Genomic DNA, 22,300 nt, shown 5'->3' on the forward strand with positions numbered 1-22,300 from the left:
CGGCGTTTGGGTAAAATTTAACATAATTTAAGACTTCTTAGCTATAAATAGTTTTATATTTATAGTTAAGAACCTTTCATACAGTGTAGCCATACAACTGTATGCCAATGCAGATACTTGATCAATAAAACGCCCAAATGAAAACAACAACTGGCAGGCTCATTCTTGTGATCTTTCTCCTGTTCGCCGGCACCATAAAGAGTAATGCCGCCTCACACTTTCACAATTACCTCTTTAAGGTATATCCTGATACTTTAGCTTTTGAAAAATATATCAATACTATTCCCTATGGGCAGCTTATCCCCTTATATCATCAATTGATAAAAATGCCTTTCGATGATCACGAATTAAAGGCACCTGAATTATATCCTTACGCCAGTAAAATAGTTAAACGACTGGAAAGCTTCCGCGATCATCAACCAGAATATCTTAAACTATCCGCTTCAGAATGGATAACAACATTTAACCTTAAATTCGCAAAGGAGGTATTAGTCACACATATTCAGCTGCTCAGCATTCTCCAGAAAGATACAGAAGCATTCAATTATTCAATCTTAGCAGAAGACTACCTTCATTACAGTGCGGCAGAGATAAATACGGTATATGCCATATTACTGGATAGATATGGGTATCAGGAACGCCTGAAGGAAGTATTGCTGGAAAGTATGTATCAAAATCAAGGCTCTCCGGAAATCATCGGATTACTGGCAAGGTCCTACCAGGCTGAGCACCGGCCGGATAATGAATTCAGTAATTACCTCCAATCCCTGAAAAACAGATCGGGCAGAAATGAATTAACCGCGGAGATCTTAAAAAAGATCATGAACAATGAAATGCCGCAATGGAACCTGTATGATGTAAATGGCAAACTGGTACAATCAAAAGATCTGTTCGGCAAAACGGTAGTCCTTGATTTTTGGGCCACCTGGAGTTTCACAGCCAAAGCTTCTTTTCCAGGAATGAAGCTCGCTTTGGATAAATATAAAAATGATCCGGATGTTTTATTTCTTTTCGTAGATACAGAAGAAAAAATAGCTAATTATAAAACCATAGCCAAAGACTACCTGAAAGAAAAGGATTATCCTTTCCAGGTTTTATTTGATGAACAGCTTAAACACAGCCAATATACTGGAGAAGTATTTAGTAAAATATGCAAGACCTTTAAAATATCAGAAATCCCGCAAAAACTCATCATCGATCCCAAAGGAAAATTGAGATTTATAACTACAGGCCAGGCAGCAAATCCTGAAGAACTGGCAGATGAAATCTCTGCAATGGTAAACTACGCTAAATCAGGTAAATAAAAATTAAAGGCCAGACTAATGAACGATCTCAACGACCCTATCCAGAACCCGGAAAATTACAAATTCGGGATACTTTACTTTAACCGGAAAGACAGCAGGTATATAGTGCCTAAAAGGACTGCATCGACAGGCTGGACAATAAATTTTGCGCGGCCCAGAACTTATATCGTAATCTTTCTGGTCGCGCTGATCATCATTTATTTTCAAAAATGACATTAACCAAAATGTTGCGAAAATGATCATTTAATATATGTGTACTCATTGATATTATCTGTACATTGTAAGATAGCCAAACTATAATACATATGGACAATAGAAGATCATTTATAAAAAAAGCAGGTTTGCTGGGTACAGCACTGGTAACTGCAAATTCTCAGCTCTCTTCTGCAATGGAGCTTTTTTCACCAGCACAGATACATGAAATTGGATTACAGTTATATACTGTGAGGGATGAGCTAAAAAAAGATGTCCGGTCTACCATCAGTAAAATTTCACGAATAGGTTACAATCACGTAGAAACTTTTTATGCAGCACAAAAAGATGGACCGGTGAAATTATGGGGTTTAAGTGTTAAAGAACTGAAAGCCCTGCTTGTTGAAAACAAGCTAAAAAGTTATAGCGGACATTATCAGCTAAACGATTTCCTTACCCGGGGAAATGGTAATGACAAAGCACTGAAAGAACAAATTGATATTGCTGCCGAATTGGGACAGCACTACCTCGTCGTTCCTGTCCCTCCCCTTTCCCTATGGGATAAAATGACCAGTGCCGATTTTAAATATATGGCGCAGCAACTCAACAAAGCCGGTGAACTTTGTGCAAAATCGGGTCTGAAAGTTGGTTATCACAATCATTTCTGGGAATTTAGAACACTGGAGAACGGCGAAAAAGGTTATGATATCCTGGTAAGAGAAACCAATCCGGCCTTAGTTACTTTTGAGATGGACTTGTTCTGGATAGAAAAATCGGGCATACAGCCTTTGCACTATTTCCAGAAATATCCCGGAAGGTTTACCATGTGGCATGTTAAAGATATGGATAAAGCCAATACGGCAAAAATCACAGGCGGCAGTCTCGACAAAAAACCTTCTATGGAAATACTAAAAACCATCAGTTATACAGAAGTGGGTAAAGGAAATATCGATTTTAAAACGATATTCATTCATCAAAAGGAAGCAGGCTTAAAATACATTTTTGTAGAACAGGATGTGATCAAAATAGATCCTTTTGTAAGTATTACCGAAAGTTATAATGATGTAAAACATAACCTGATTTAACTAATTTCTTTATGGAGAAAAACTCTCGCCGCTACTTTTTAACCCATACATTGAAGGGAATGGGCGCCCTGGCCATCCTTCAAACGCCTTTCACTTCAGCCGCAGCGTCCATTTTGGATAACACAAATATCTACACTGTAGAAATGGTCATGAATATCATTTTAAAAGATATTCCGGGAGCCCCTTTTAAACAAACGGTAGACACCTTAAAAAGCGGAAGTAAAGATATGGTGGTGACAGGTATAATAACCACCATGTTTACCACAGTAACGGTGATAAAGCAGGCTGCAAAATTAAATGCCAATTTTATCATTGCGCATGAACCTACCTTTTACAACCATGAAGACAATATTAACTTTGTAAAAGAAAATTCACTGGTAAAAAAGAAACAGGCTTTACTGGCAAAATATGGTATTACCGTTTGGCGCTTTCATGATCAGTGGCATGCCAACAAACCAGATGGCATACAATATGGCTTTATGAAAAAGATGGGCTGGCTTCCCTGGTTCAAATCACGTGAAGAACCATTGGTATTGCCACAAATTAGCCTGCAAAATATCGTAGACCAGCTGAAACAAAAACTTAATATAGAAAAGTTGCGTGTCATTGGTGACCTTTCTCAGCGATGCAGCCGCATTTCTGTACTGCCTGGTGCCTGGGGTGGTCAAAACCAGATGCACATCCTGGAAACACAAAGCCCCGACGTGATCATCGTTGGAGAATTGCAGGAATGGGAAACGGCAGAATATATCAGGGACGACCGTTTATTTGGCGCAAACATCTCTTTAATTGTGCTGGGCCATGCTGTAAGTGAAGAACCCGGTATGGAATACCTGGTAGAATGGCTTAAGCCTAAATTACCAGGCATGCCAATTACTCATATTGCTTCGGAAAGCCCTTTTAAATGGGTATAATATGGTAAATGAGGATAAGAAATTCCTGAAAAAACCCGCTCAACCCCGATAACTGGCTGAGCGGGTTTATCAATCATTAACCTCTGGCAACTACTTTGGTAATCCGCCTAAAAAAGTCAGTACATCATCGCCAATTTCCTTTGCATGGGTCTCCAGTGCAAAATGTCCGGCATCATAAAACTTAACCGTGGCATCAGGAATATCTTTTTTATAAGCCTCTGCTCCTGCCGGTAAAAAGTACGGATCTTTATTGCCCCAAACCGCCAGTAATTTGGGCTGGTACTCCCTGAAATAAGCCTGGAACTTTGGATACAGCGCTACATTGGTCGCGTAATCTTTCAGCAGGTCCAATTGTATCTCCACGTTTTCAGGACGGTCCAGAAAATGCTGGTCCAGGGTATAGGTCTCCGGTGCTATCAGTGACAGGTCATCCATTCCTTCCTGATACTGGAACTTAGTGGCTTTTACAGCAACAAAATCCCTCAATGCATTCCTGTTTTCATCAGAAGGGTCTTTCCAATATTTTTGTATCGGGTTCCATCCTGTGCTTAGGCCTTCTACATAAGCATTGCCATTTTGTGAAATGATACCGGTGATCTTTTCAGGATTGGCCAACGCTAACCTTAAACCAACCGGGGCACCATAATCGAAAATATAAACGGCAAAGCGTTTTAAGCCTAGTTCGTCAACAAAGCCCTGTATACTGTTCGTCAGGTTATCGAATGTATAAGAAAACTGATCACGACCCGGGGCATCAGAAAAACCAAAGCCGGGCAGATCGGGTGCAATCACATGATAATGTGCACTCAGTTCAGGAATCAGATTCCTGTACATGAATGAGGAAGTAGGATAACCGTGCAGCAACAGAATTACCGGGGCATCAGCCGGTCCGGCTTCACGATAAAATAATTTTAAACCTTTAACTTGAGTAGTGCGGTAATGAACTGGATAATCTTTCATGATCTGTTGTTTTAATTGTTGATGTGATTGCTGTGCCGATACCGGTAAATTAAGCGTCATTGCTCCTGCCAGTACAGCAGTTAATAATATGTGTTTCATTTTGTCGATTTGTTAATATCAAAAATAGACACTATATTTAATCATTAAAAACGATTAATATTGATTCAATGAATCACTATTAATGATTACAAAAGAAGCTTATGAACACCAATGATCTTAAAATATTCGAAGCCGTAGCTGCTAACGGGAGTTTTACTAAAGCTGCCGAAGCCATGTTCACTGTACAATCTAACGTTACCGCACGTATAAAAAGTCTTGAAGATGAGTTTAATATCCATTTGTTTACCAGGACTTCCAGGAAAGTAGAGCTTACCGCAGCCGGCGAAACACTGATGTACTATTGCAAACAGATCAGTCATTTGGTAGAAGAAGCAAAAAAAGACCTTTCAAAAACAACCCAGCTGCTGGGTCAGCTGAAGATTGGCTGTATTGAAACTACAATGGCTTTAAACGTTCCGGGGATGATTAACCAGTTCACCGATGCTTATCCCGATATTGAACTTGAATTCCAGTCGGCAAACTCAGGCGACCTGGTAACTAATGTAATGAATTACAAACTGGATGCTGCTTTTGTGGCCGCCCCTATTACCCTGCCCGGGCTGGAACAACATCAGGTTAAAGAGGATCAGCTGGTGATCGTAACTTCCGAAGCACAAACCAGCCTTAAACATGCTCTGGAAAACAAACCCGTCAAAATCGTTGTGTTTGACCAGGGTTGCATCTACAGATCGCGACTGGAGTCGTGGCTGAGCTCAAAGGGCATTATCAATTACAAAAGCACCGTGCTCAACTCCCTGGAAGGGATCATCAACTTTGTTGAAGCAGGCATCGGTTTCACTATTTTGCCGGCCGGTCTGGTGAATCAGTATTATGCCAGCCGAAAGCTCAAAACCTTTGCAATCAATAAAGAGCTGGGCACCTTAAATACAGTAATCATTTTTCGCAAAAACGTTCCTCAGTCGAGGGCATTAAAGGCCTTTCTGGAAATGTATAGCCCTAAAGAGATAAATCATGAGCTGGTTTAGTTAATGGCAGAAAAAATAAAACATTCATAAAATCCTGCTGTTGCTCCAATACATCTATCAAAAAACACATGAGCAACGAATTAACGAAAGAAATCCTGAGCGGATTAAAACAACTCAACTTCAGCAAGTCTGAAGACCAGAATATTGATGCAGGAGAACGCATGCTTTCACTTGCTTCAGGAACTTACTTATTATATAAAGGCTTAAAAAATATAGGTAGCCATCCTTTCCTGGGATTACAGGGAGCAGCTACAGGTTGTCTTTTACTATATCGGGGTGCCACCGGAGTATGCCCTGTTTACCGGATGATCGGCAAAGACACCACAGATCCGCAGGCCATAAATATCACCGAAAATATTACGGTAAATGCACCACGCGAAAAAGTATATCAATTCTGGAGAGAGCTGGCTAACCTTCCAAAATTCATGACCCACCTTAAAAGTGTTGAAGAACGCGGAAAATATTCACAATGGGTAGCTAATACACCTGGTAATCTGATTGACCTCAGCTGGAATGCGGAGATCACCCGCGAAAAAGAAGGTGAATACCTGGGCTGGCAATCGATGAAAGGTTCCAAAATAGACAATGCTGGTAAAATAGAATTTAGTGATACGCTCAATGAAACCGGAACGGAACTGCATATCGAAATCAATTACTTTCCTCCTGCTGGCAGCATTGGCAGAGGTCTCGTTTCTTTATTCAACGGCGGATTTGAGAAAATGATCAAACAAGATATCCAGAACTTCAAACACTATGTGGAAGAAGCTGATTTTAAACAATACGCAGGACTGGATGTGATGCCGCAAATGTAATACCTGGCTCTAGTAAAAAAAGCAATCATTAGGTAATGCCCGGAAATGTTAGAAAATTATGGCACATTACCCGATGATTGCTTTTTATCATTTAATTTTACTCCTGCACAGGTTTCTGCTGTTCGTAGGTTTGATGGGCTACCACACTATCAGGGATTAAATTACTGATACCTACCTGCACCTTATTTTTGAACCCGGAAACAACTTTATCCTGTCCAGCCATCAGGGCTTCATATCCATCCTTTGCTACATCAGCCGGATCTGCCAGTGCATTTTTATCATGTACAACTTTGCTATCCTGCATTTCAGCCTTATTAAAGAAATCAGTATCTGTAGGGCCAGGCATCAGTGCCGTAATGGTAACGCCTGTATCTTTTACTTCTTCCCTGATCGCTTCTGTAAATGAAAGGACAAATGCTTTTGTACCATGATAAACAGATTGCCATGGTCCCGGAATTTTGCTGGCTACGGAGGCCAGGTTCAGGATTTTGCCAGAATCCCTGCTGAGCATATCTTTAAGGAATAATTTAGTAAGGATCACCAGTGATGAAATGTTCAGATCGATGATAGACAGCTCACGGTCAATATCAGTATCTTTAAACTCCCCGTAAAGCCCTTGTCCTGCGGCGTTAACCAGCACATCGATCTCAATTCCCCTGCTTTTTATTTCTGCATACAGGGAAAAAGCTTCCTCTTTATCAAACAGGTCTTTGCAGAAAGTGGTCACTGCTAAGCCCACCTGGGTAAACTCTATAGCTTTGTTATCAAGCTCCTGCTGGTTACGTCCCACAATAACCAGGTTATACTTGTCTTTGGCAAAAAGTTTTGCCAGCTCATACCCTATCCCGCTTGTTGCGCCAGTGATGAGTACATATTGTTTTGCATTGCTCATGTTTTTTAGGTTTTAATATTAAGATCAAAAATTAACATCCCTGTTTATTTAAAGTTTGCTAAAAATGAAAATAGGGCCATCTGTATTTCTACAAATACACAATCGTTAATCGTACTTCTATAATCAAATAAAATTTATGATAATGTTACCAGTTATAACTGAATAAATTTTTATATTCAATAACTATTATAAAACATTTGATGAGTGATCCATCGGCATGTTACCTAATGTAAAATACATGATAGACGACAGTAAAGAGAAGTTAAGAATTGAAGCCGTAGAGAGATATAAAGGCATTTATTTGTCAAGAGAAAGAGAGCTTCATGACATCGTTGAAATTTTAGCCGAAATTTGTCAGATGCCAATTGCCATGATCACCTTAATAGATAATGATCATCAATTGATAAAACATAAAGTAGGTGCGCTAATTGATAAAACGTCCAGAAAAGAATCTTTTTGCTCCCTCATGGTCCATGAAGGAAAAACGCTCCAGGTAGAAGACACCACTAAAGACGCCCGCTTTAAAAACATGAAATGGGTAAAAGGAAAAAATGGTATTAAATTTTACGCGGGTACACCTCTCACATCCAGAGATGGTTTCCATATTGGGAGTTTATGTGTTTATGACCGCAAGATTAACAAACTTTCAGAAAAGCAGCTTAAGATCATGGAAACGCTTTCCCGGCAGGCATCTCACCTGCTGGAACTAGAACTCAGTTTAGATTTGCTAAACGAACATTTCCTGGAGATACAAAAGCAAAAGGACAAAACGGAAAAAACAGATCTTAAGCTAAGGTCTTTTTTTGAGAGTTTTACTTCCTGTTATGTACTGCTTGATAAACATATGGTTGTGCTTGATTTTAACGAGGCAATGGCCAATTTCATCAGTGACATCGATAAAGGGAATTTGCAGCTGGATAGTGTCTTTTCAGATTTTCTTTCTCCAGCTTACCGGGAGAATTTCTATAAAAATTTCATGGAGGCACTTGATGGGAACAGGATTCAGGAGGAGCTTAGTTTAGAGTACATAAATCTTGGGGAGATCTGGTGGAAAATCACTTTTGCACCTATGCTGGGGAAAGAAAAACAAGTGACAGGCGTATCTGTTAACTGTGTGAATATCAATGAACGTAAAAATCATGAATTAAAAATATTAAAACAAAACCAGTCGCTGTTAAAAATAGCGCATATGCAATCGCACGAATTCAGAAAGCCAGTCGCCTCCATAAAAGGAATCATGCAGCTCATCAAAGCAGATAATTACCTGCCCGATCTGGAATCCCTGTTACAAATGGAGCGAGCTGTGCAAGAGCTCGACGAAAAGATATTAGAGGTGATCATGCTGAGTAAAACCTATGAGTAATCAACGCTTAACAATTAAGCGTTTGCAGCAATAAATTGATTTAAAGGTAGATATTTGAAATATCACGCCAATTTATAACATTTTTTATAAAAAAGCTGTTCTAAATTTTATCTTTAGTCCTGACCAACTGTTTGCCAATGCTTTCATTCGAAGATATCTTTTTCAAAGCTCTTTTTAATAGCCCTGTTCCACGGGTTATTTTAAAGGCAGACGCACCTGATTTTACGATTATCAATTTCAATGATGCTTATAAAGAAGTAACCAATACCAAGCATAAAGATATTACAGGTCTATTTTTATGGCAGGCATTTGATCCAAAGGATGCGGGAGACAACGGCGGGGAGATATTACTGACAGCCCTGGTCAAGGCGACAGAAACCAATCAGACTGTCCACATGCCCCCTTTTCATTACGACATCCCCGCTGCAGATGGAACAGGAATTGTATTAAGCTGGTGGCAGCTGGAAATTGTACCCGTTACAGGAAATGATGGAAAACCGGAATACCTGCTTCTCACAACTAATAATATTACAGAAGAAATCCTTAAACAGCAGTCCATTGAAGAAGCAAAAGTAAGAGAGCACCACCTCAATGAAGAGATACTCACCATCAACGAAGAACTGATGACCGCCAATGAGGAATTACTAACTTCCAATGAAGATCTGCTGGAAGCCCAGGAAAAACTAACCTTGTTGAATAAAGAACTGGAACAAAGGGTAGTGAGACGTACCCGGGAACTGGTGGCAAGTAACTTAAAGCTCAAGAACATCTTTGAACAATCTCCGCTGGGCTTTTATGTACTTACTGGCCCCGACCTCATCATCGACCTGGTTAATGACCACATGTTAAAGCTCTGGAACAAATCCAGGGACATTATCGGCAAACCTTATATTCTTGTAAGACCGGAAGCAAACTCATTTATCAATACCCTGAAAGAGGTTTACCGCTCTGGAAATCCTTTTAAAGAAAATGAGTTGAAAGTCCCGATATATGAGGGCGAAGTACTCACCCACGGATATTTTAACATTATTTATCAGCCCATAAAAAATGAGCAGAACCTGACTACAGGAATTTTAGCTATCATAGAAGACGTAACGGAAAGGATCTTGTCAAAACAAAACATCGATAGGATCAACCGTCAGTTACACCTCGCCGTAAATGCTGCAAAAATGGGGTCCTGGAATATTGATCCCGAAACAAAGGCCCTGCATTACAATACCATGCTGGCTGAATTGTATGGTTATGAAGGCCCTGGCCTGATGACCTACGCTGATGCGATCGGACAGGTTACAGAAGATTACCGCGATCAACTGCTTGATCAGATTGAAGAAGCCATAAGCCATGGAGGAGACTACGATATCACTTACACTCAACGCCGCTTTGATAATAATGAATTGATCTGGTTAAGATCAATGGGTAAAGTCACCCCCGACAGCCATGGCGATTACACTGTTTTTTCTGGTGTAGTCATGGATATCACCGAACAGGTTAAGGCAGGTCAATTACTGGAACAAGGAGCAAAAGAGCAGCAACTGTTAAATGATCAGCTGGCGGCAATCAATGAAAAAATGACTGGTGTAAATGAACAGTTATACCAAACACAGGAAGACCTGGTAAAAACCCTCAGCGAAGTTGCGGAGAGTGAAGCCAGGCTGCGCTACCTGCTGGAAGATGCGCCGATAGCTATTGCAGTGATGAAAGGAAGGGAATTGGTCATCGAAGCGGCAAATAAAAAAATCCTGGAAATCTGGGGCAAATCCAGCAAGATCATTGGCCAGCCTTTGCACCTGGCCCTGCCAGAACTACAGGGACAGGACTTTCTGGCCTGGATGGATAAAGTATATATTACCGGCGAGCCTTTTATTGGCACCGAAGTAATGGCTTTCCTCGAAGTAAAAGGTACCCTCGAAGAAGTTTATTCCAACTTTGTTTATCATCCTATAAAGGGGCCTGATGGACAAACCAACAGTATCATGGTAGTAGTTAACGTAGTAACTGAAGAAGTAAAAGCCAAACAGCGGATTGAAACTGCGCAGCAGCAGTTTCGTCAGGCTATAGATTCCGCCAACCTGGGCACCTGGAGTGTAGATCCGGAACGCAGTCATCTAACCCTTTCCGAACGCTCCAAGCAGCTCTTTGGGGTACCATTAGATAAAGAAGTGTCTTTCTCAGAAGCAATGGAGGCAGTAGACCCCGACTACCATGAGCTGATACATACAACTGTTACCAAAGGCCTGGTTTTATATGAATCCTGCGATATAGAATACCCAATTAACAGCCTGGTATCCAAACAGCGCAAATGGCTAAGGGTCACCGGCAAAATGTTTTTTGATGATGGGAACAAACCGGCGCACTTCTCCGGGATCATCATGGATATCACCGACCGTAAATTAGAAGAACAGCGAAAAGATGATTTTATCAGTGTGGCCAGCCATGAGCTAAAAACACCGATCACCACCCTGAAAGGCTCTATACAGCTACTTAGGCGGATGAAGGACAGGGCACCGAAAGAAGTGTTATCCGATCTGATCGAGCAGGCCAATAAAAGCATGGACAAAGTTAATGGACTGATTGATAACTTCCTCAATGTAAACTTATTATCAGACGGACAAATTCCTTTAAATAAAAAAACATTTACCGTTTCCGAAATGCTGGATGGCTGCTGCAACCATGTGCGGTCGGCGGGGCATTATGAATTGATCTTAGAGGGCGACAGGGAGCTACAGGTATTTGCAGACCAGGACCGTATTGACCAGGTAGTGGTAAATTTTGTAAACAATGCGGTGAAGTATGCCCCTCTGTCTACAAAGATCTACCTCATCATTGAAAAATTTGGCCAGATGGTAAAAATATCCGTAAAAGATACCGGCCCTGGCATCCCGCCAGAAAAAGTGGGCCATTTATTTGGCAGGTATTACCGGGCAGATTACAGTGGTTTTCAATATTCCGGTCTGGGCCTTGGCTTGTACATCAGTGCAGAAATCATTAAACGCCATGATGGAGAGATCGGTGTAGACAGTGAGTTGGGTAAAGGAAGTACTTTTTGGTTTACGCTGCCCTTATAAGTACCACATAATTCATCTGAATTTACAGATTCTGGAAAACATTTAACGATTATTCCTGCTGGCCGGCATTCAATCGAACTGATATTGAAAGTGGCTATTAAAAAACCATCTCATTATTGCCCGGACATTTTCCAGTCTTAACTGTATATTTTACAACAGGTTAAGAAAACTGAAGAACCACAGCCGGATCAGTTGTGCCTTAAAAATGAACAGCATCTATTCATCTAATAGCAAAACTTACCGGCCTCCATGTTGTTATAGCTGAAACCAGTTGATGAAGCACGTAACCGAATTCTGATTGTTAACCATGCACCACAATAAAGATCAGCCTGAAGAAATTGATCAAATAAAAATCTTTATGTCAAGAAATAAAACAATTAACATCCTCCTCGTAGACGACAGTACTGATAATCTAATGGTTCTGGAATCTGCTTTAGAAAAAGACAATATAAAAATATATACGACCAGCGATCCAAAAAATGTAATGGATATCTGTATGAATTCCGATATCTCTATTGCGTTAATTGATATCAAAATGCCCTACATGAGCGGATTTGAGTTACTTGATCTGATAAAAAGCAATTCATTAACAGACAATATCATGGTCATCTTAATGACGGGATATTCAATGAGCACCGAAGATGTGGTAAGGGGCCTCACTAAAGGGGCTGTGGACTATTTATTCAAACCACTCGACCTATATATTACTACAGCAAAAGTAAATTCATTGATAGCTATCGTAAATTACCAGAGGGAAATCCGGGATAAAAATAAAGAATTAGAGACCTATCAGCTAGAGCTATTTAAGGCTGTAGAAGAAGCAGAAGAAAATAAGGTGGTGAAAGAAAACTTCCTCGCTAATATGAGTCATGAAATACGCACCCCGCTCAATGCCATCATTGGCATCACGCATTTGTTAAAAGACTCTCCTATTAATACCGATCAGCAGGAAATGATCAAACTGATGGATTACTCTTCCAAATCATTATTAGGAATCGTTAATGACATATTAGAGAGTTCTCAGATAGATGCCGGCAAGATCAACATCGTCAATGACAAAGTCAACATCGTTAATTTGGTACAAACCATTTCTGATCTGACTACACCTATGGCACTTGAAAAGGGCTTAATTCTAACCTGTTCTATAGATAAAGAAACTCCGGAAATGATCATTGGGGATGCACTGCGTCTCAACCAGATTTTAATCAATTTAATCAACAATTCCATCAAATTCACCACGGCAGGAAACATTGCCATTAGCCTTCAGGTAATCGAAAAAAGCGATCATGATGTGGTTTTGGAAATCCAGGTAAAAGATACGGGTATCGGAATTCCAGCTGTTTCCATTGATCATATATTTGACCGGTTTGAGCAGATAGAAGACAAAACATGGCAAAAATTTGGTGGTACAGGATTAGGGCTATCCATAGTAAAACGATTAATCGAATTGATGGATGGCGAAATTAAGGTTGAAAGCGAAATGGGAAAGGGAACAGCTTTTACCTTTAAAAAACGATTTGAGCTGGCAGCAATTAACAATTCTTTAGCGCAGCCGAAAGATAAAGTGCAAATGCTGTCTAAGTTTAATGATATCTGTATCCTGCTGGCAGAAGACAATCTCATCAACCAATTTGTGGCCATTAACATTCTAAAAAGCTGGAATATCACCGTAGATGTTGCTGAAAATGGTCTCGAAGCTTTTGAAAAATTAAAACTTAAAAATTACAACTTAATTTTGATGGATATTCATATGCCCGTAATGAATGGTAATGAAGCTACCCGGAAGATCAGAAAAGAACTGTTGGATGCTAAAAAAGACATTCCAATTATTTCATTCTCCGCTTCTGTAATCGATCACGAGAAAAAAGAAGCCAGGGATGCCGGAGTAAATGATTTTATTGAAAAACCTTTTGACCCGCAATCCCTTCATGATAAAATCGCTAATCTTACAGATAAAAAATAATTGATCAGGCTAACAGTTCAGATGAGCTGATGACCTGATCAATTTAATGTTCATTTAAACTTCTATAAGATCGGATAGTATCCAGACAAACCTTTTCACCCTGAAAACTGTATAGCTTAACAAATAACCAGCTATGTCATTCTATTTAATTTATATCAGCAAGGCAACAAATCTGCTATCTGACCAGGATCTGGTAAAAATATTAAAAACATCGCGCGACTGGAACCACGATCATGACATCACAGGAATGCTGCTTTATGTCCAGGGATGCTTTTTAAGTTTAGTGGGAGGCCGTACTGCCGAAGAAACTGAGGGACGTTTCATTCAGATCTTAGAAGGGGCAGAAACTGACGTGATGGAAACTTTCAAAGCTATCCGATCAGATGAAAGGCATTATGACCTCATGTTATTAAGAAAAGGAACAGCTGCCAGCAGAAGTTTTGAAAGCTGGGATATGGGCTTCAGGTCGCTGGATCTGGCTGAGTATAAAACTATACCCGGATTCTTTGAACTGGACGATTCCCTCTTGGAAAAGTCAGATATACAACAGTCTAATTTTGCCTTAAATTTTATGAAATCGTTTTATGAAATGAGTAAAAGCAAGTTATAAGAGGTTTATTTTAAAAACAAGAATATTTTAGCAAACGGCCCTTCCTTAATTCGGGTAATCAAATTGGAATAGAAATTTACAGCGAACTGGAAGGATAAGTCTCATCGTCTGTTTCAATTTCATCAACCGCTTTATGAATTTCTTTGATATCCGTCTCTGCTTTCATTTCCTCTAGCTGGCGGTCTAACTTACTTTCCAAACCCATATGCTGGTGGATCTCATGTATCATCGTCAGCATTTTCGTAATCTCCTGCTCTGCCCTTACGTTTACCTCAAAATCCACCCGTTGTCTGATCGTTTCAATCTTTCCCTGTCTGTTCTGGTTGATCAGAACAGAAACCGACAGTACAATGGCAAATAACGATACTGCCATTTCCAAAATGGGAAAGGGAAAGGGATCAAAAGGTTTAAGATGAGGGATAAGATTTAAATTCCACGTTATCCAAACCGAAAAAACAATCAGGCACACTAAAAGGAAAACCATGCTTCCTAATATCTTTATAATAAATAAAGACACGTGGTCTTTAACCGTCTTTGTGAAATCCAGGGAAGACTTGAGCTTTGGATCTGAGGGGGAAAGCGTATCTAACTGTTCTTTGATTAAGCTCATCTTTTTAGAAGTACTTTGGATAACTGATTAAGCTACTATTTAAATAACAGTTTAAGCCTGATCATCTGCGTCTATTTCTGTTCCTTCCTCATCAATTCTCATATGTTCATCGCCGGTATTATGTGCTGTACGCTCTGTCTGATCTGCCTGTTTTTTTTGCTGATCACTACCCGGCAAATTGCCCTGCGCTGGTGATACCTCAGTATGAGCTGTTTTATGGCTGTTTGATTCCTGGTTTTCCATAAGGTGGTTGTATTAAATTATACACTATCAACAACGGAATTTGATTTTAGTTTACCGTAAAAATACGTGATGCAAATGACGCAATACCCTTTTAACAATTAAACGTGCGGGATGCAGGCAACAAGTTAACTGCTAATTTACAGCAAGAGTTGATCTCACTGGCTTTAATTGCTATTAATCGGAATAGAATTTTCACTAGAAAAACTAAATTTTTAGAAATTATCCTTTCGGGAAACCTCAACGTAAAAATACGCTCAAAAGCTTTTAATTGGTATTTATCTTACAGAAATAAATCATTAAGAGTATGGAACGCAGATTGCAACACCTTATTTATAAACCATCTACCTATGATCACTAATTCTATCAATTCACAAATCTGCACACACGAATCATCTCTTTATTCCTTTGCAGTTAAGTTTACCCGTAACCATGAAGACGCAAGCGACCTGGTTCAGGATACCATGCTTAGAGCCATCCGTTATGCCGGTATGTATAAAGAAGGAACTAACCTTCGCGCCTGGTTATATACCATTATGAAAAATACCTTCATCAACAATTATAGGATGAGCGAGGCAAAAAATAAGGTGGTGCAAACCCACGAAGACCTGACCTCATTACATCTGCTGAAAAGTGCACCCCAAAATCTGGCAGAAGATCAGTTTATAGGTGAAGATATCAATAAAGCACTAAAAAATATTAGCCCTGTTTACTCGGCTCCCTTCAACAGGTATGTGGAAGGCTTTAAATACCAGGAAATTGCAGAAGAGTTTCATATACCTATAGGAACCGTGAAAACCAGAATTCATATTGCCAGGCAACTTCTAAAGAAAAGTCTTAAAATATACAATCGGGGAATAGATAAATATGTAGAAGATTTTAGCGGGCTTGAAATAAACAATTAAGCCATAAAGTGGTTATAAACGAGGTTTTGAATTAATGGTACAAAACAGCGGGAGGTAATTCACCATGAAAAAAGAATTGGAAAGGTTTATCAATGCACAGCATACCAATTATCATCAGGCATTGGCAGAAATAAAAAAAGGCAAAAAGCAAAGTCACTGGATGTGGTATATCTTTCCCCAGATCCAGGGGCTTGGCTTTAGTGAAACAGCAAAGTTCTACGCGATAGCAGATCTACAAGAAGCTGCTGCTTATCTGCAGCACCAAATATTAGGCAGCAGGTTACTGGCCATCAGTAATGAACTACTCAAACTTCGAAACAGTGATGCGCATCAGATATTTGGAAGTCCTGACGATCTCAAACTAAAATCATCTTTAACCTTATTTTCATGCTTACCAAATGCCGATCCGGTTTTTCAATTGTTATTGGATAAATTTTTCAACGGAGCAAAAGACAGCAGAACGCTGGAAATATTAAAAAAGTAAATTAAGCTTAAAAGCTGCTAATCAAGCTTTTTAACTGCATTGTTCATTCCGTTCATTATCCAAAATTTTGCGGCAATCACATCAAAAATGTGTTAATTAGACTAAGAAATATAGTATTAATAAGGCCTATAGCCCTAAATAATCCTAAGCAATTATGTTATCGATTGAAAATCTAAGATCTGTTTTTGAGTTTTCTCCCATTCCATCGCTGATAGTTTTCCCGAATACGCCTGTTTATACCATTGCTTACGTCAACCCTGCATTTATTAACCTCACCAAAATTGGTTCTCAGCCTGTTCAGGGGACTGGCCTTTTGAGCTTCCTGAAACACATTGCGCATCCTGTCATCACCAGATTGCCAGAAATAAAACAACCTCCCGAACTTTTTGAATTACCTGCCGATAAAACCCATCCTATTAAAAACGAATTGGAAGAAACGAATTATATCATCTATTATCCGGCAGGATTTACAAATTGCCCCGATGAGCAACCGGAACTAAAACCTTTTGTCACTGCTGAACGGGATGAAAAGCAATTAAGTCTTCATGCTTATGGCATTAACCGGGGCCATTATGCCAATGCCCTTCATCATGAGTTTTTACCTGCTTTGCCACCACGCAGAACAGAACTTGTTACGCTAAGGACTAAGAATCTCCTGGAAAGATTTAGCTTTTTAATCCAGGAAGGGTCTGACCTGATCGCTGTCCTCGACCCCGCAGGTAATTATCTCTATGTAGCACCTTCAACCGCCAATGTACTTTCTCTTTCCCCTAACCACTTCGCCGGAAAAAATGCTTTCAATTTTGTCCATCAGGATGACCGGGAAAGAATAATCCGAGAATTTTCCCTTTTGCCTGCAATGGGCCGCATTAAAATACATCCCTATCGTTTTGCCATAGGGCACGGCGAATTTAGATGGATTGAAACCATTATTACCGATCAAACCCATGATCCTGCCATAGGGGGATTTGTTGCCAATTCAAGGGATGTAACCCATCAAATTGAGCAAAATAATAAAACCAGGGAAAGTATTGAGCGCTTCAATATCTTATCCAAGGCAACAAGCGATGCTGTGTACGACTGGAATTTCCTAAGTGACGAGATGATATGGAATAAGGGAATTGAAGGGATTTTCGGTTATAAACAAAGTAAAGATTTCAAAATAGACTGGTGGTATAACAGGGTTCATCAGGATGATATCCCCAGGGTATGGAAAAGTTTAAATGTGAATATTGCGGCCAAACGATCGCGGTTCACTGCAGAATACAGGTTCAAATGTGCTGACGGGTCGTACAAATATGTGCTCGACCGCTCTTTTCTGGTTTATAATGAACACGGCTCCATTATCCGCATGATGGGTTCAATTCAGGACATTACAGATAAAGTTACCTATGTGAAAAACATCGAATCGCAAAACTGCCGTCTCAAAGAAATTTCCTGGATGCAATCGCACGTGGTAAGGGCACCTTTGGCCAGGTTGATGGCTTTAGCTGAGCTGATCAGACTGGAATTTGATAAAGGGCATGACCTGATGAAACATTTTGAAGACTCTGCCCAGGAGCTTGATAAAATCGTGCGCAGCATTATTAAAAAAGCTGAAGATGTCTGACAATTACTACTGCTCACCAAGCCGTTTTGTTCGTTAATCCTTTTTTGCAGGCTCCTGACTTTTCACTTCATTCCCTATTCTTTCCTGTAAAGCTTTAATAAAAGCATTTTTAAGTATGCCCAAAAAGGTTTGCCATCCACTGGTTTTAGGATCCCTGATATTTCCCTTTATAGGCGCTACCGTAGCGATCTTTTTGGTCTTTGGGTTCTCAACAGCCTTAGCAAACAAACCAACAATTGCTTTTTTTGCCACCCTCAGGATGCCACCTTTTTTCTTGATATCCTTTTTTACGTTGAGTACCTTAAGGTCTTTAATAAAGGGTTTCACATAACCGTCCATCTCGCCATTCGTCAATTTCAGTTTACTGAATACGGATAAGTCGCCCCTCTCTATATCAAATTTCACATTGGCCTCCAGAAAACCGTTCAGACTGATTAAATTGACACCGGTTAACTGCATCCCCATATCAAAATCTGGAATATCTTTCAGCACATTCACTTTCATATGCGCCTGTAGATGTCCGTTACCAATAGATGTACCGCTAAGGGTTACTGTAGAAGGCAGTGGTGAAGCAGCCTTTTGTACATTGGCCAGGTTGATTGCCGTGAGCTGTAAATGATCAATATGCAGGTTCACATTAGGTTTTTTCTGGAAATCGAGATAGGCAAAACGGCCATCATTTACCTGGAGCCTGTTAATCGTGATTGGCATCAGGGCTTTCACCGTTTTTGTCCAGCTGTCTTTTGAAGGTTCTTTCGACAAGTCTTCAGTAGCCAAAATATTGATCACCGGCCTGTCGGCTACAATCTTGCTGGCCAGTCTTCCTTTGAATAAAGCCCTCCATTCAATAGCAAGATCGGCATGGTCGATGGTTAAAAAAGGATACTTTGCAGGATCAACCTTTTTCCTGAGTTCCAAACCTTTGATCACATAAGCTCCACGGATCAGGTGAATATCTATATCTGCTACGTGACCCGTATAACCCGGCAGTTCATTGAGTTTTTTATTTACATAGTTTTTCACGATACCGGGCAGCGCAATCCTGATGATCACGACCAGCATGAGGATAACGATAATAATGATATAGGAAGGTTTCAGAAATTTCTTCATACCGGTTTAACAACAGCTATTTAAGATTGTTTAAATATTGATAAACTGCTTATAAATAAAGTGGTTAGCTATTATAATCCTCTACATCAAACTTTTTATCCTTATGGTAATATTGCCTGTCTGCTTCAGTGATCTCCCGTAATATCCTGCAGGGGTTTCCCACGGCAATTACATTAGCAGGAATATCTTTGGTTACTACACTGCCAGAACCAATTACCGCATTTTCACCAATATGCACACCCGGGTTTACTACCGTATTCCCTCCTATCCACACATTATTCCCGATCGTAATTCCTATACCATATTCATAACCAGAATTTCTGGAATCGGGATGCAGCGGATGCCCGGCGGTGAAAATAGATACATTGGGCCCAAATAGTACGTTATCCCCGATAATCACTTTTGAAACATCTAAAATAACACAGTTATAATTGGCCGTAAAGTTATTTCCCACTTCAATATGTTTACCATAATCACAATGGAAAGGGGCCAGAAAAGTGACATTAGTCCCTGCTTTTCCTAAAATATCGCGGATAGATTTATCTATTTTCTCCGTTTCATCAGGTCGGTACAGATTGTAATTATAGATCTTCATCTTGGTTTTCAGCTGCTCTTCTGCAAGTCCGTCCAGCCATGCTTTGTACGGCAGGCCAGCTAACATTCGTTCCTTTTGGTTCATTGTATCTCTTTTATAATATTGACAGCATATTACACAAAACAGCTAAAGAACGTGCCAGACTTTTATTCCTGGAGAAATCAACTGCCCGGTTTATCAAAATAATTACTTAGTCAAAACTTTCCGTTGACTATTTAGTTAATAGCCGCATGAATAACAATATGGATACAACTGCAGAAACCACCGCAAAAAAATTATATGATTATCAGCAAAATGATATCACTGCTTTATTTGATAAACTGGAGCAAAACCCCGTTCATCACCGGCTGTTGTATCAGTTGCCTACAGGCGGTGGGAAAACGGTGATCTTTTCTGAGATCGCCAACAGGTTTATCCGTAAATACCAGAAGAAAGTTATTGTCCTTACCCACCGGATAGAGTTGTGCAGGCAAACTTCTTCCGCTTTAAAAACAGCAGGCATTAAAAATAAAATTGTTGACAGCAGCATTAAAAAGGTAAGCAGAAAAGATAACCACGATTGTTATGTGGCCATGGTAGAAACACTGAAAAACAGGATTAACGATGGCCAGATCGATATGAACGGCATTGGCCTGGTGATCATTGATGAAGCGCATCATAATTCTTTTCACAAGTTACTGGCAGAATTTGAAAATGCAGCTATCATTGGCGTTACGGCAACACCATTCAGTTCAGACATCGATCTGCCGATGCATAAAAACTATGATGAACTGGTTGTAGGTGAAAGCATCACCTCCCTCATTGAGCAAGGTTATCTGGCTAAACCTACTACCTGGAGATATGACGTAGAGCTGAACACATTAAAAACAGGTTTGAACGGCGATTTCACCGTCAGCACTTCTGATGAACTATACTCCTCACCTGCCATGTTAGATCTGCTGGTACATGCTTATGAAGCACATACTAAAAATAAAAAAACACTGATCTTTAACAACGGAATTTTCACTTCCAAAAAAGTTTGTCAGGTGTTTACAGACCTGGGTTATCCCATCAGGCACCTGGATAATGAAACTCCTGCAGCAGAGCGGATAGAGATCTTAAAATGGCTGAAGAAAACTAAAGGCGCTATACTCACATCCGTATCTATTCTTACCACAGGATTTGATGAACCTTCTATACAAACCGTTATTCTTAACCGGGCCACGAATTCGCTTACTTTATATCACCAGATGATAGGGCGTGGTGCCAGGCGCTTACCACAAAAGAAAACCTTTACCATTATAGACCTGGGGAATAACACAGACCGTTTTGGTGAATGGAATGCCCCGCTCGACTGGCAACATATCTTTGATAACCCAGAAGCTTACCATGAAAGCCTGAGCAGCCATTCCGCTACAGAAACACATAGTATGCCTTCAGAAATGCGTTCTCATTTTCCTAATAGTCTTGAAATCTCTTTTGATGTACAAAAAGCTTATCAGGATGCCCTGGACAGTCAGCAAAAGCCAAGGATTGTTATCCGCGATTCTATACGTCAGCATGCCCTGATGTGTATAGATAACAGTGACACTATTCCTGAAGCTTTAACACTGATGGAAGAACTGTCTAAAGAAATAGACTGGCGGATCAAACAATATGCAAAGTGCCTTGGGAGGGTAACAAAAAATTACACCGAATGGCTAAGAGATGATTATAAAGAGCGGTTAAAAATCATGATCCAGAAACTTATCCACCGCAGGGGATTATTAAAAACAGCGGTTTAAAAACCGGACTGAAAATATATCCGCCTGTTTTCGTGTTGCTGAGAACAGGCGGAAAAAGATTATTTTAACGAAGACTGAATTTCTTTAGCCAGTTTGTAATGGCCATCAATTACAGGTAAAGTATTTTCTGCAAACTCGGTAACATCAATAGAAAGGCTTTTCTCTCCTTTTTCAAAAAGTTCAATGGTTTCGCTGTGGTCTTTCACCATCATATCTATATAGTGTTTATCGAAATCAGCACCAGACATTGCTTTCATTTTAGCCATTTCTTCTTTTTGCTCAGCATTATAAACATCAGGAAGGATAATACCTTTTTGATAAGCCAGTGCTTTTAACTCATTATTGGCTTTGGTATGATCTGTAATCATCTGCTCTGCAAATGCTTTTACTTTCGGGTTTGCCGATTGAACTGCAATTTTTGCCACATCAACTTCCATCATGCCACCAAAAGCTGCTTTATCCATAAAGTTTGCATCTTCAGTAGTTACATGCGCCTGGTTGGTATAACCGCGAAGATCTACTCCATCTGCTTTGCCTGTTGTTTCATCACTACTGTTACAGGCGAACAATGTAGAACATACTCCGAGGGCGATTATAAAAGTCGAATTTTTCATGCTGTATTATTTGTTTATGGTTACACTGCTCAAAATTTATGCCGATGAGCGCGGGTCAAAGTTAATTATCTTATCCGAATAAATAAACAACAAAAAAAATTAGTTAAAATGGCTATTCTGGCAGA

21 protein-coding genes are annotated in these 22,300 nt (G+C 39.9%); 14 read left to right on the forward strand and 7 right to left on the reverse strand.

Annotated elements, in window-relative coordinates; genetic code table 11:
* The first annotated feature begins 137 nt into the window (after positions 1-137).
* The 4 genes from GSQ84_RS01470 (at position 138) to GSQ84_RS01485 (ending at position 3,495) form a co-directional block, all read left to right on the forward strand.
* Positions 138-1,304: a TlpA disulfide reductase family protein gene (locus GSQ84_RS01470; RefSeq protein ID WP_158795480.1), complete on the forward strand. Its 1,167-nt coding sequence runs from the start codon at positions 138-140 to the stop codon at positions 1,302-1,304.
* Positions 1,305-1,322: 18 nt separating this feature from the next.
* Positions 1,323-1,517 (forward strand): DUF5808 domain-containing protein, encoded by a 195-nt coding sequence (locus GSQ84_RS01475; protein WP_158795481.1) that lies wholly within the window; start codon positions 1,323-1,325, stop codon positions 1,515-1,517.
* A gap of 92 nt (positions 1,518-1,609) precedes the next feature.
* Complete coding sequence (locus GSQ84_RS01480; protein WP_158795482.1) at positions 1,610-2,581, forward strand: sugar phosphate isomerase/epimerase; 972 nt, start codon at positions 1,610-1,612, stop codon at positions 2,579-2,581.
* Positions 2,582-2,592: 11 nt separating this feature from the next.
* A complete protein-coding gene (locus GSQ84_RS01485) occupies positions 2,593-3,495 on the forward strand; it encodes a Nif3-like dinuclear metal center hexameric protein (protein WP_158795483.1) in 903 nt (300 codons plus the stop codon).
* A 90-nt stretch (positions 3,496-3,585) separates the two neighbouring features.
* Here GSQ84_RS01485 and GSQ84_RS01490 read toward each other — a convergent pair whose 3' ends face one another.
* A complete protein-coding gene (locus GSQ84_RS01490; protein ID WP_158795484.1) occupies positions 3,586-4,554 on the reverse strand; it encodes an alpha/beta fold hydrolase in 969 nt (322 codons plus the stop codon).
* Positions 4,555-4,655: 101 nt separating this feature from the next.
* Between GSQ84_RS01490 and GSQ84_RS01495 the strand changes: the two genes are divergently transcribed.
* Both GSQ84_RS01495 and GSQ84_RS01500 read left to right on the forward strand, forming a co-directional pair.
* Positions 4,656-5,540, forward strand: coding sequence for a LysR family transcriptional regulator (locus GSQ84_RS01495; RefSeq protein ID WP_158795485.1), 885 nt, complete (start codon positions 4,656-4,658; stop codon positions 5,538-5,540).
* Between the two features lie 68 nt (positions 5,541-5,608).
* Positions 5,609-6,352: an SRPBCC family protein gene (locus GSQ84_RS01500; protein ID WP_158795486.1), complete on the forward strand. Its 744-nt coding sequence runs from the start codon at positions 5,609-5,611 to the stop codon at positions 6,350-6,352.
* Positions 6,353-6,449: 97 nt separating this feature from the next.
* Here the strand turns inward: GSQ84_RS01500 and GSQ84_RS01505 are convergent, their stop codons facing one another.
* Positions 6,450-7,244 (reverse strand): SDR family oxidoreductase, encoded by a 795-nt coding sequence (locus GSQ84_RS01505; RefSeq protein ID WP_158795487.1) that lies wholly within the window; start codon positions 7,242-7,244, stop codon positions 6,450-6,452.
* Between the two features lie 238 nt (positions 7,245-7,482).
* On the opposite strand from GSQ84_RS01505, the gene GSQ84_RS01510 reads away from it, so the two are divergent.
* From GSQ84_RS01510 to GSQ84_RS01525, 4 genes are all read left to right on the forward strand, one after another.
* The gene (locus GSQ84_RS01510) at positions 7,483-8,607 is read left to right on the forward strand and encodes a GAF domain-containing protein (RefSeq protein WP_158795488.1); all 1,125 of its coding nucleotides are present in this window, start codon (positions 7,483-7,485) and stop codon (positions 8,605-8,607) included.
* Positions 8,608-8,744: 137 nt separating this feature from the next.
* Complete coding sequence (locus tag GSQ84_RS01515; RefSeq protein ID WP_158795489.1) at positions 8,745-11,672, forward strand: ATP-binding protein; 2,928 nt, start codon at positions 8,745-8,747, stop codon at positions 11,670-11,672.
* A 358-nt stretch (positions 11,673-12,030) separates the two neighbouring features.
* Positions 12,031-13,635 (forward strand): response regulator, encoded by a 1,605-nt coding sequence (locus GSQ84_RS01520; RefSeq protein ID WP_254070758.1) that lies wholly within the window; start codon positions 12,031-12,033, stop codon positions 13,633-13,635.
* Between the two features lie 133 nt (positions 13,636-13,768).
* A complete protein-coding gene (locus tag GSQ84_RS01525) occupies positions 13,769-14,245 on the forward strand; it encodes a BLUF domain-containing protein (protein WP_158795490.1) in 477 nt (158 codons plus the stop codon).
* A gap of 76 nt (positions 14,246-14,321) precedes the next feature.
* On the opposite strand, the gene GSQ84_RS01530 is transcribed toward GSQ84_RS01525, so the two are convergent.
* Positions 14,322-14,855, reverse strand: a complete 534-nt coding sequence (locus GSQ84_RS01530) for a DUF1003 domain-containing protein (protein ID WP_158795491.1) — start codon at positions 14,853-14,855, stop codon at positions 14,322-14,324.
* Positions 14,856-14,906: 51 nt separating this feature from the next.
* Positions 14,907-15,098, reverse strand: coding sequence for a hypothetical protein (locus tag GSQ84_RS01535; protein ID WP_158795492.1), 192 nt, complete (start codon positions 15,096-15,098; stop codon positions 14,907-14,909).
* A 347-nt stretch (positions 15,099-15,445) separates the two neighbouring features.
* On the opposite strand from GSQ84_RS01535, the gene GSQ84_RS01540 reads away from it, so the two are divergent.
* The 3 genes from GSQ84_RS01540 (at position 15,446) to GSQ84_RS01550 (ending at position 18,093) form a co-directional block, all read left to right on the forward strand.
* Positions 15,446-16,000 carry an RNA polymerase sigma factor gene (locus GSQ84_RS01540; protein WP_158795493.1) on the forward strand — a complete coding sequence of 185 codons (555 nt, stop codon included), beginning with the start codon at positions 15,446-15,448 and terminating at the stop codon, positions 15,998-16,000.
* Positions 16,001-16,064: 64 nt separating this feature from the next.
* A complete protein-coding gene (locus GSQ84_RS01545; RefSeq protein WP_158795494.1) occupies positions 16,065-16,484 on the forward strand; it encodes a DUF1810 domain-containing protein in 420 nt (139 codons plus the stop codon).
* A gap of 154 nt (positions 16,485-16,638) precedes the next feature.
* Positions 16,639-18,093: a PAS domain-containing protein gene (locus GSQ84_RS01550; RefSeq protein WP_158795495.1), complete on the forward strand. Its 1,455-nt coding sequence runs from the start codon at positions 16,639-16,641 to the stop codon at positions 18,091-18,093.
* A gap of 33 nt (positions 18,094-18,126) precedes the next feature.
* Here GSQ84_RS01550 and GSQ84_RS01555 read toward each other — a convergent pair whose 3' ends face one another.
* Complete coding sequence (locus GSQ84_RS01555; protein ID WP_158795496.1) at positions 18,127-19,203, reverse strand: DUF748 domain-containing protein; 1,077 nt, start codon at positions 19,201-19,203, stop codon at positions 18,127-18,129.
* A 64-nt stretch (positions 19,204-19,267) separates the two neighbouring features.
* On the reverse strand, positions 19,268-19,882 hold the full coding sequence (locus tag GSQ84_RS01560) for a sugar O-acetyltransferase (protein WP_158795497.1): 615 nt from the start codon (positions 19,880-19,882) through the stop codon (positions 19,268-19,270).
* 158 nt (positions 19,883-20,040) lie between these two features.
* On the opposite strand from GSQ84_RS01560, the gene GSQ84_RS01565 reads away from it, so the two are divergent.
* The gene (locus GSQ84_RS01565; RefSeq protein ID WP_158796043.1) at positions 20,041-21,561 is read left to right on the forward strand and encodes a DEAD/DEAH box helicase; all 1,521 of its coding nucleotides are present in this window, start codon (positions 20,041-20,043) and stop codon (positions 21,559-21,561) included.
* A gap of 59 nt (positions 21,562-21,620) precedes the next feature.
* Here the strand turns inward: GSQ84_RS01565 and GSQ84_RS01570 are convergent, their stop codons facing one another.
* Positions 21,621-22,175: a DUF4142 domain-containing protein gene (locus GSQ84_RS01570; protein WP_158795498.1), complete on the reverse strand. Its 555-nt coding sequence runs from the start codon at positions 22,173-22,175 to the stop codon at positions 21,621-21,623.
* Between the last annotated feature and the right edge of the window lie 125 nt (positions 22,176-22,300).

Origin of the sequence: Pedobacter sp. L105 (assembly GCF_009765875.1) — a bacterium.
Classification (GTDB): domain Bacteria; phylum Bacteroidota; class Bacteroidia; order Sphingobacteriales; family Sphingobacteriaceae; genus Pedobacter.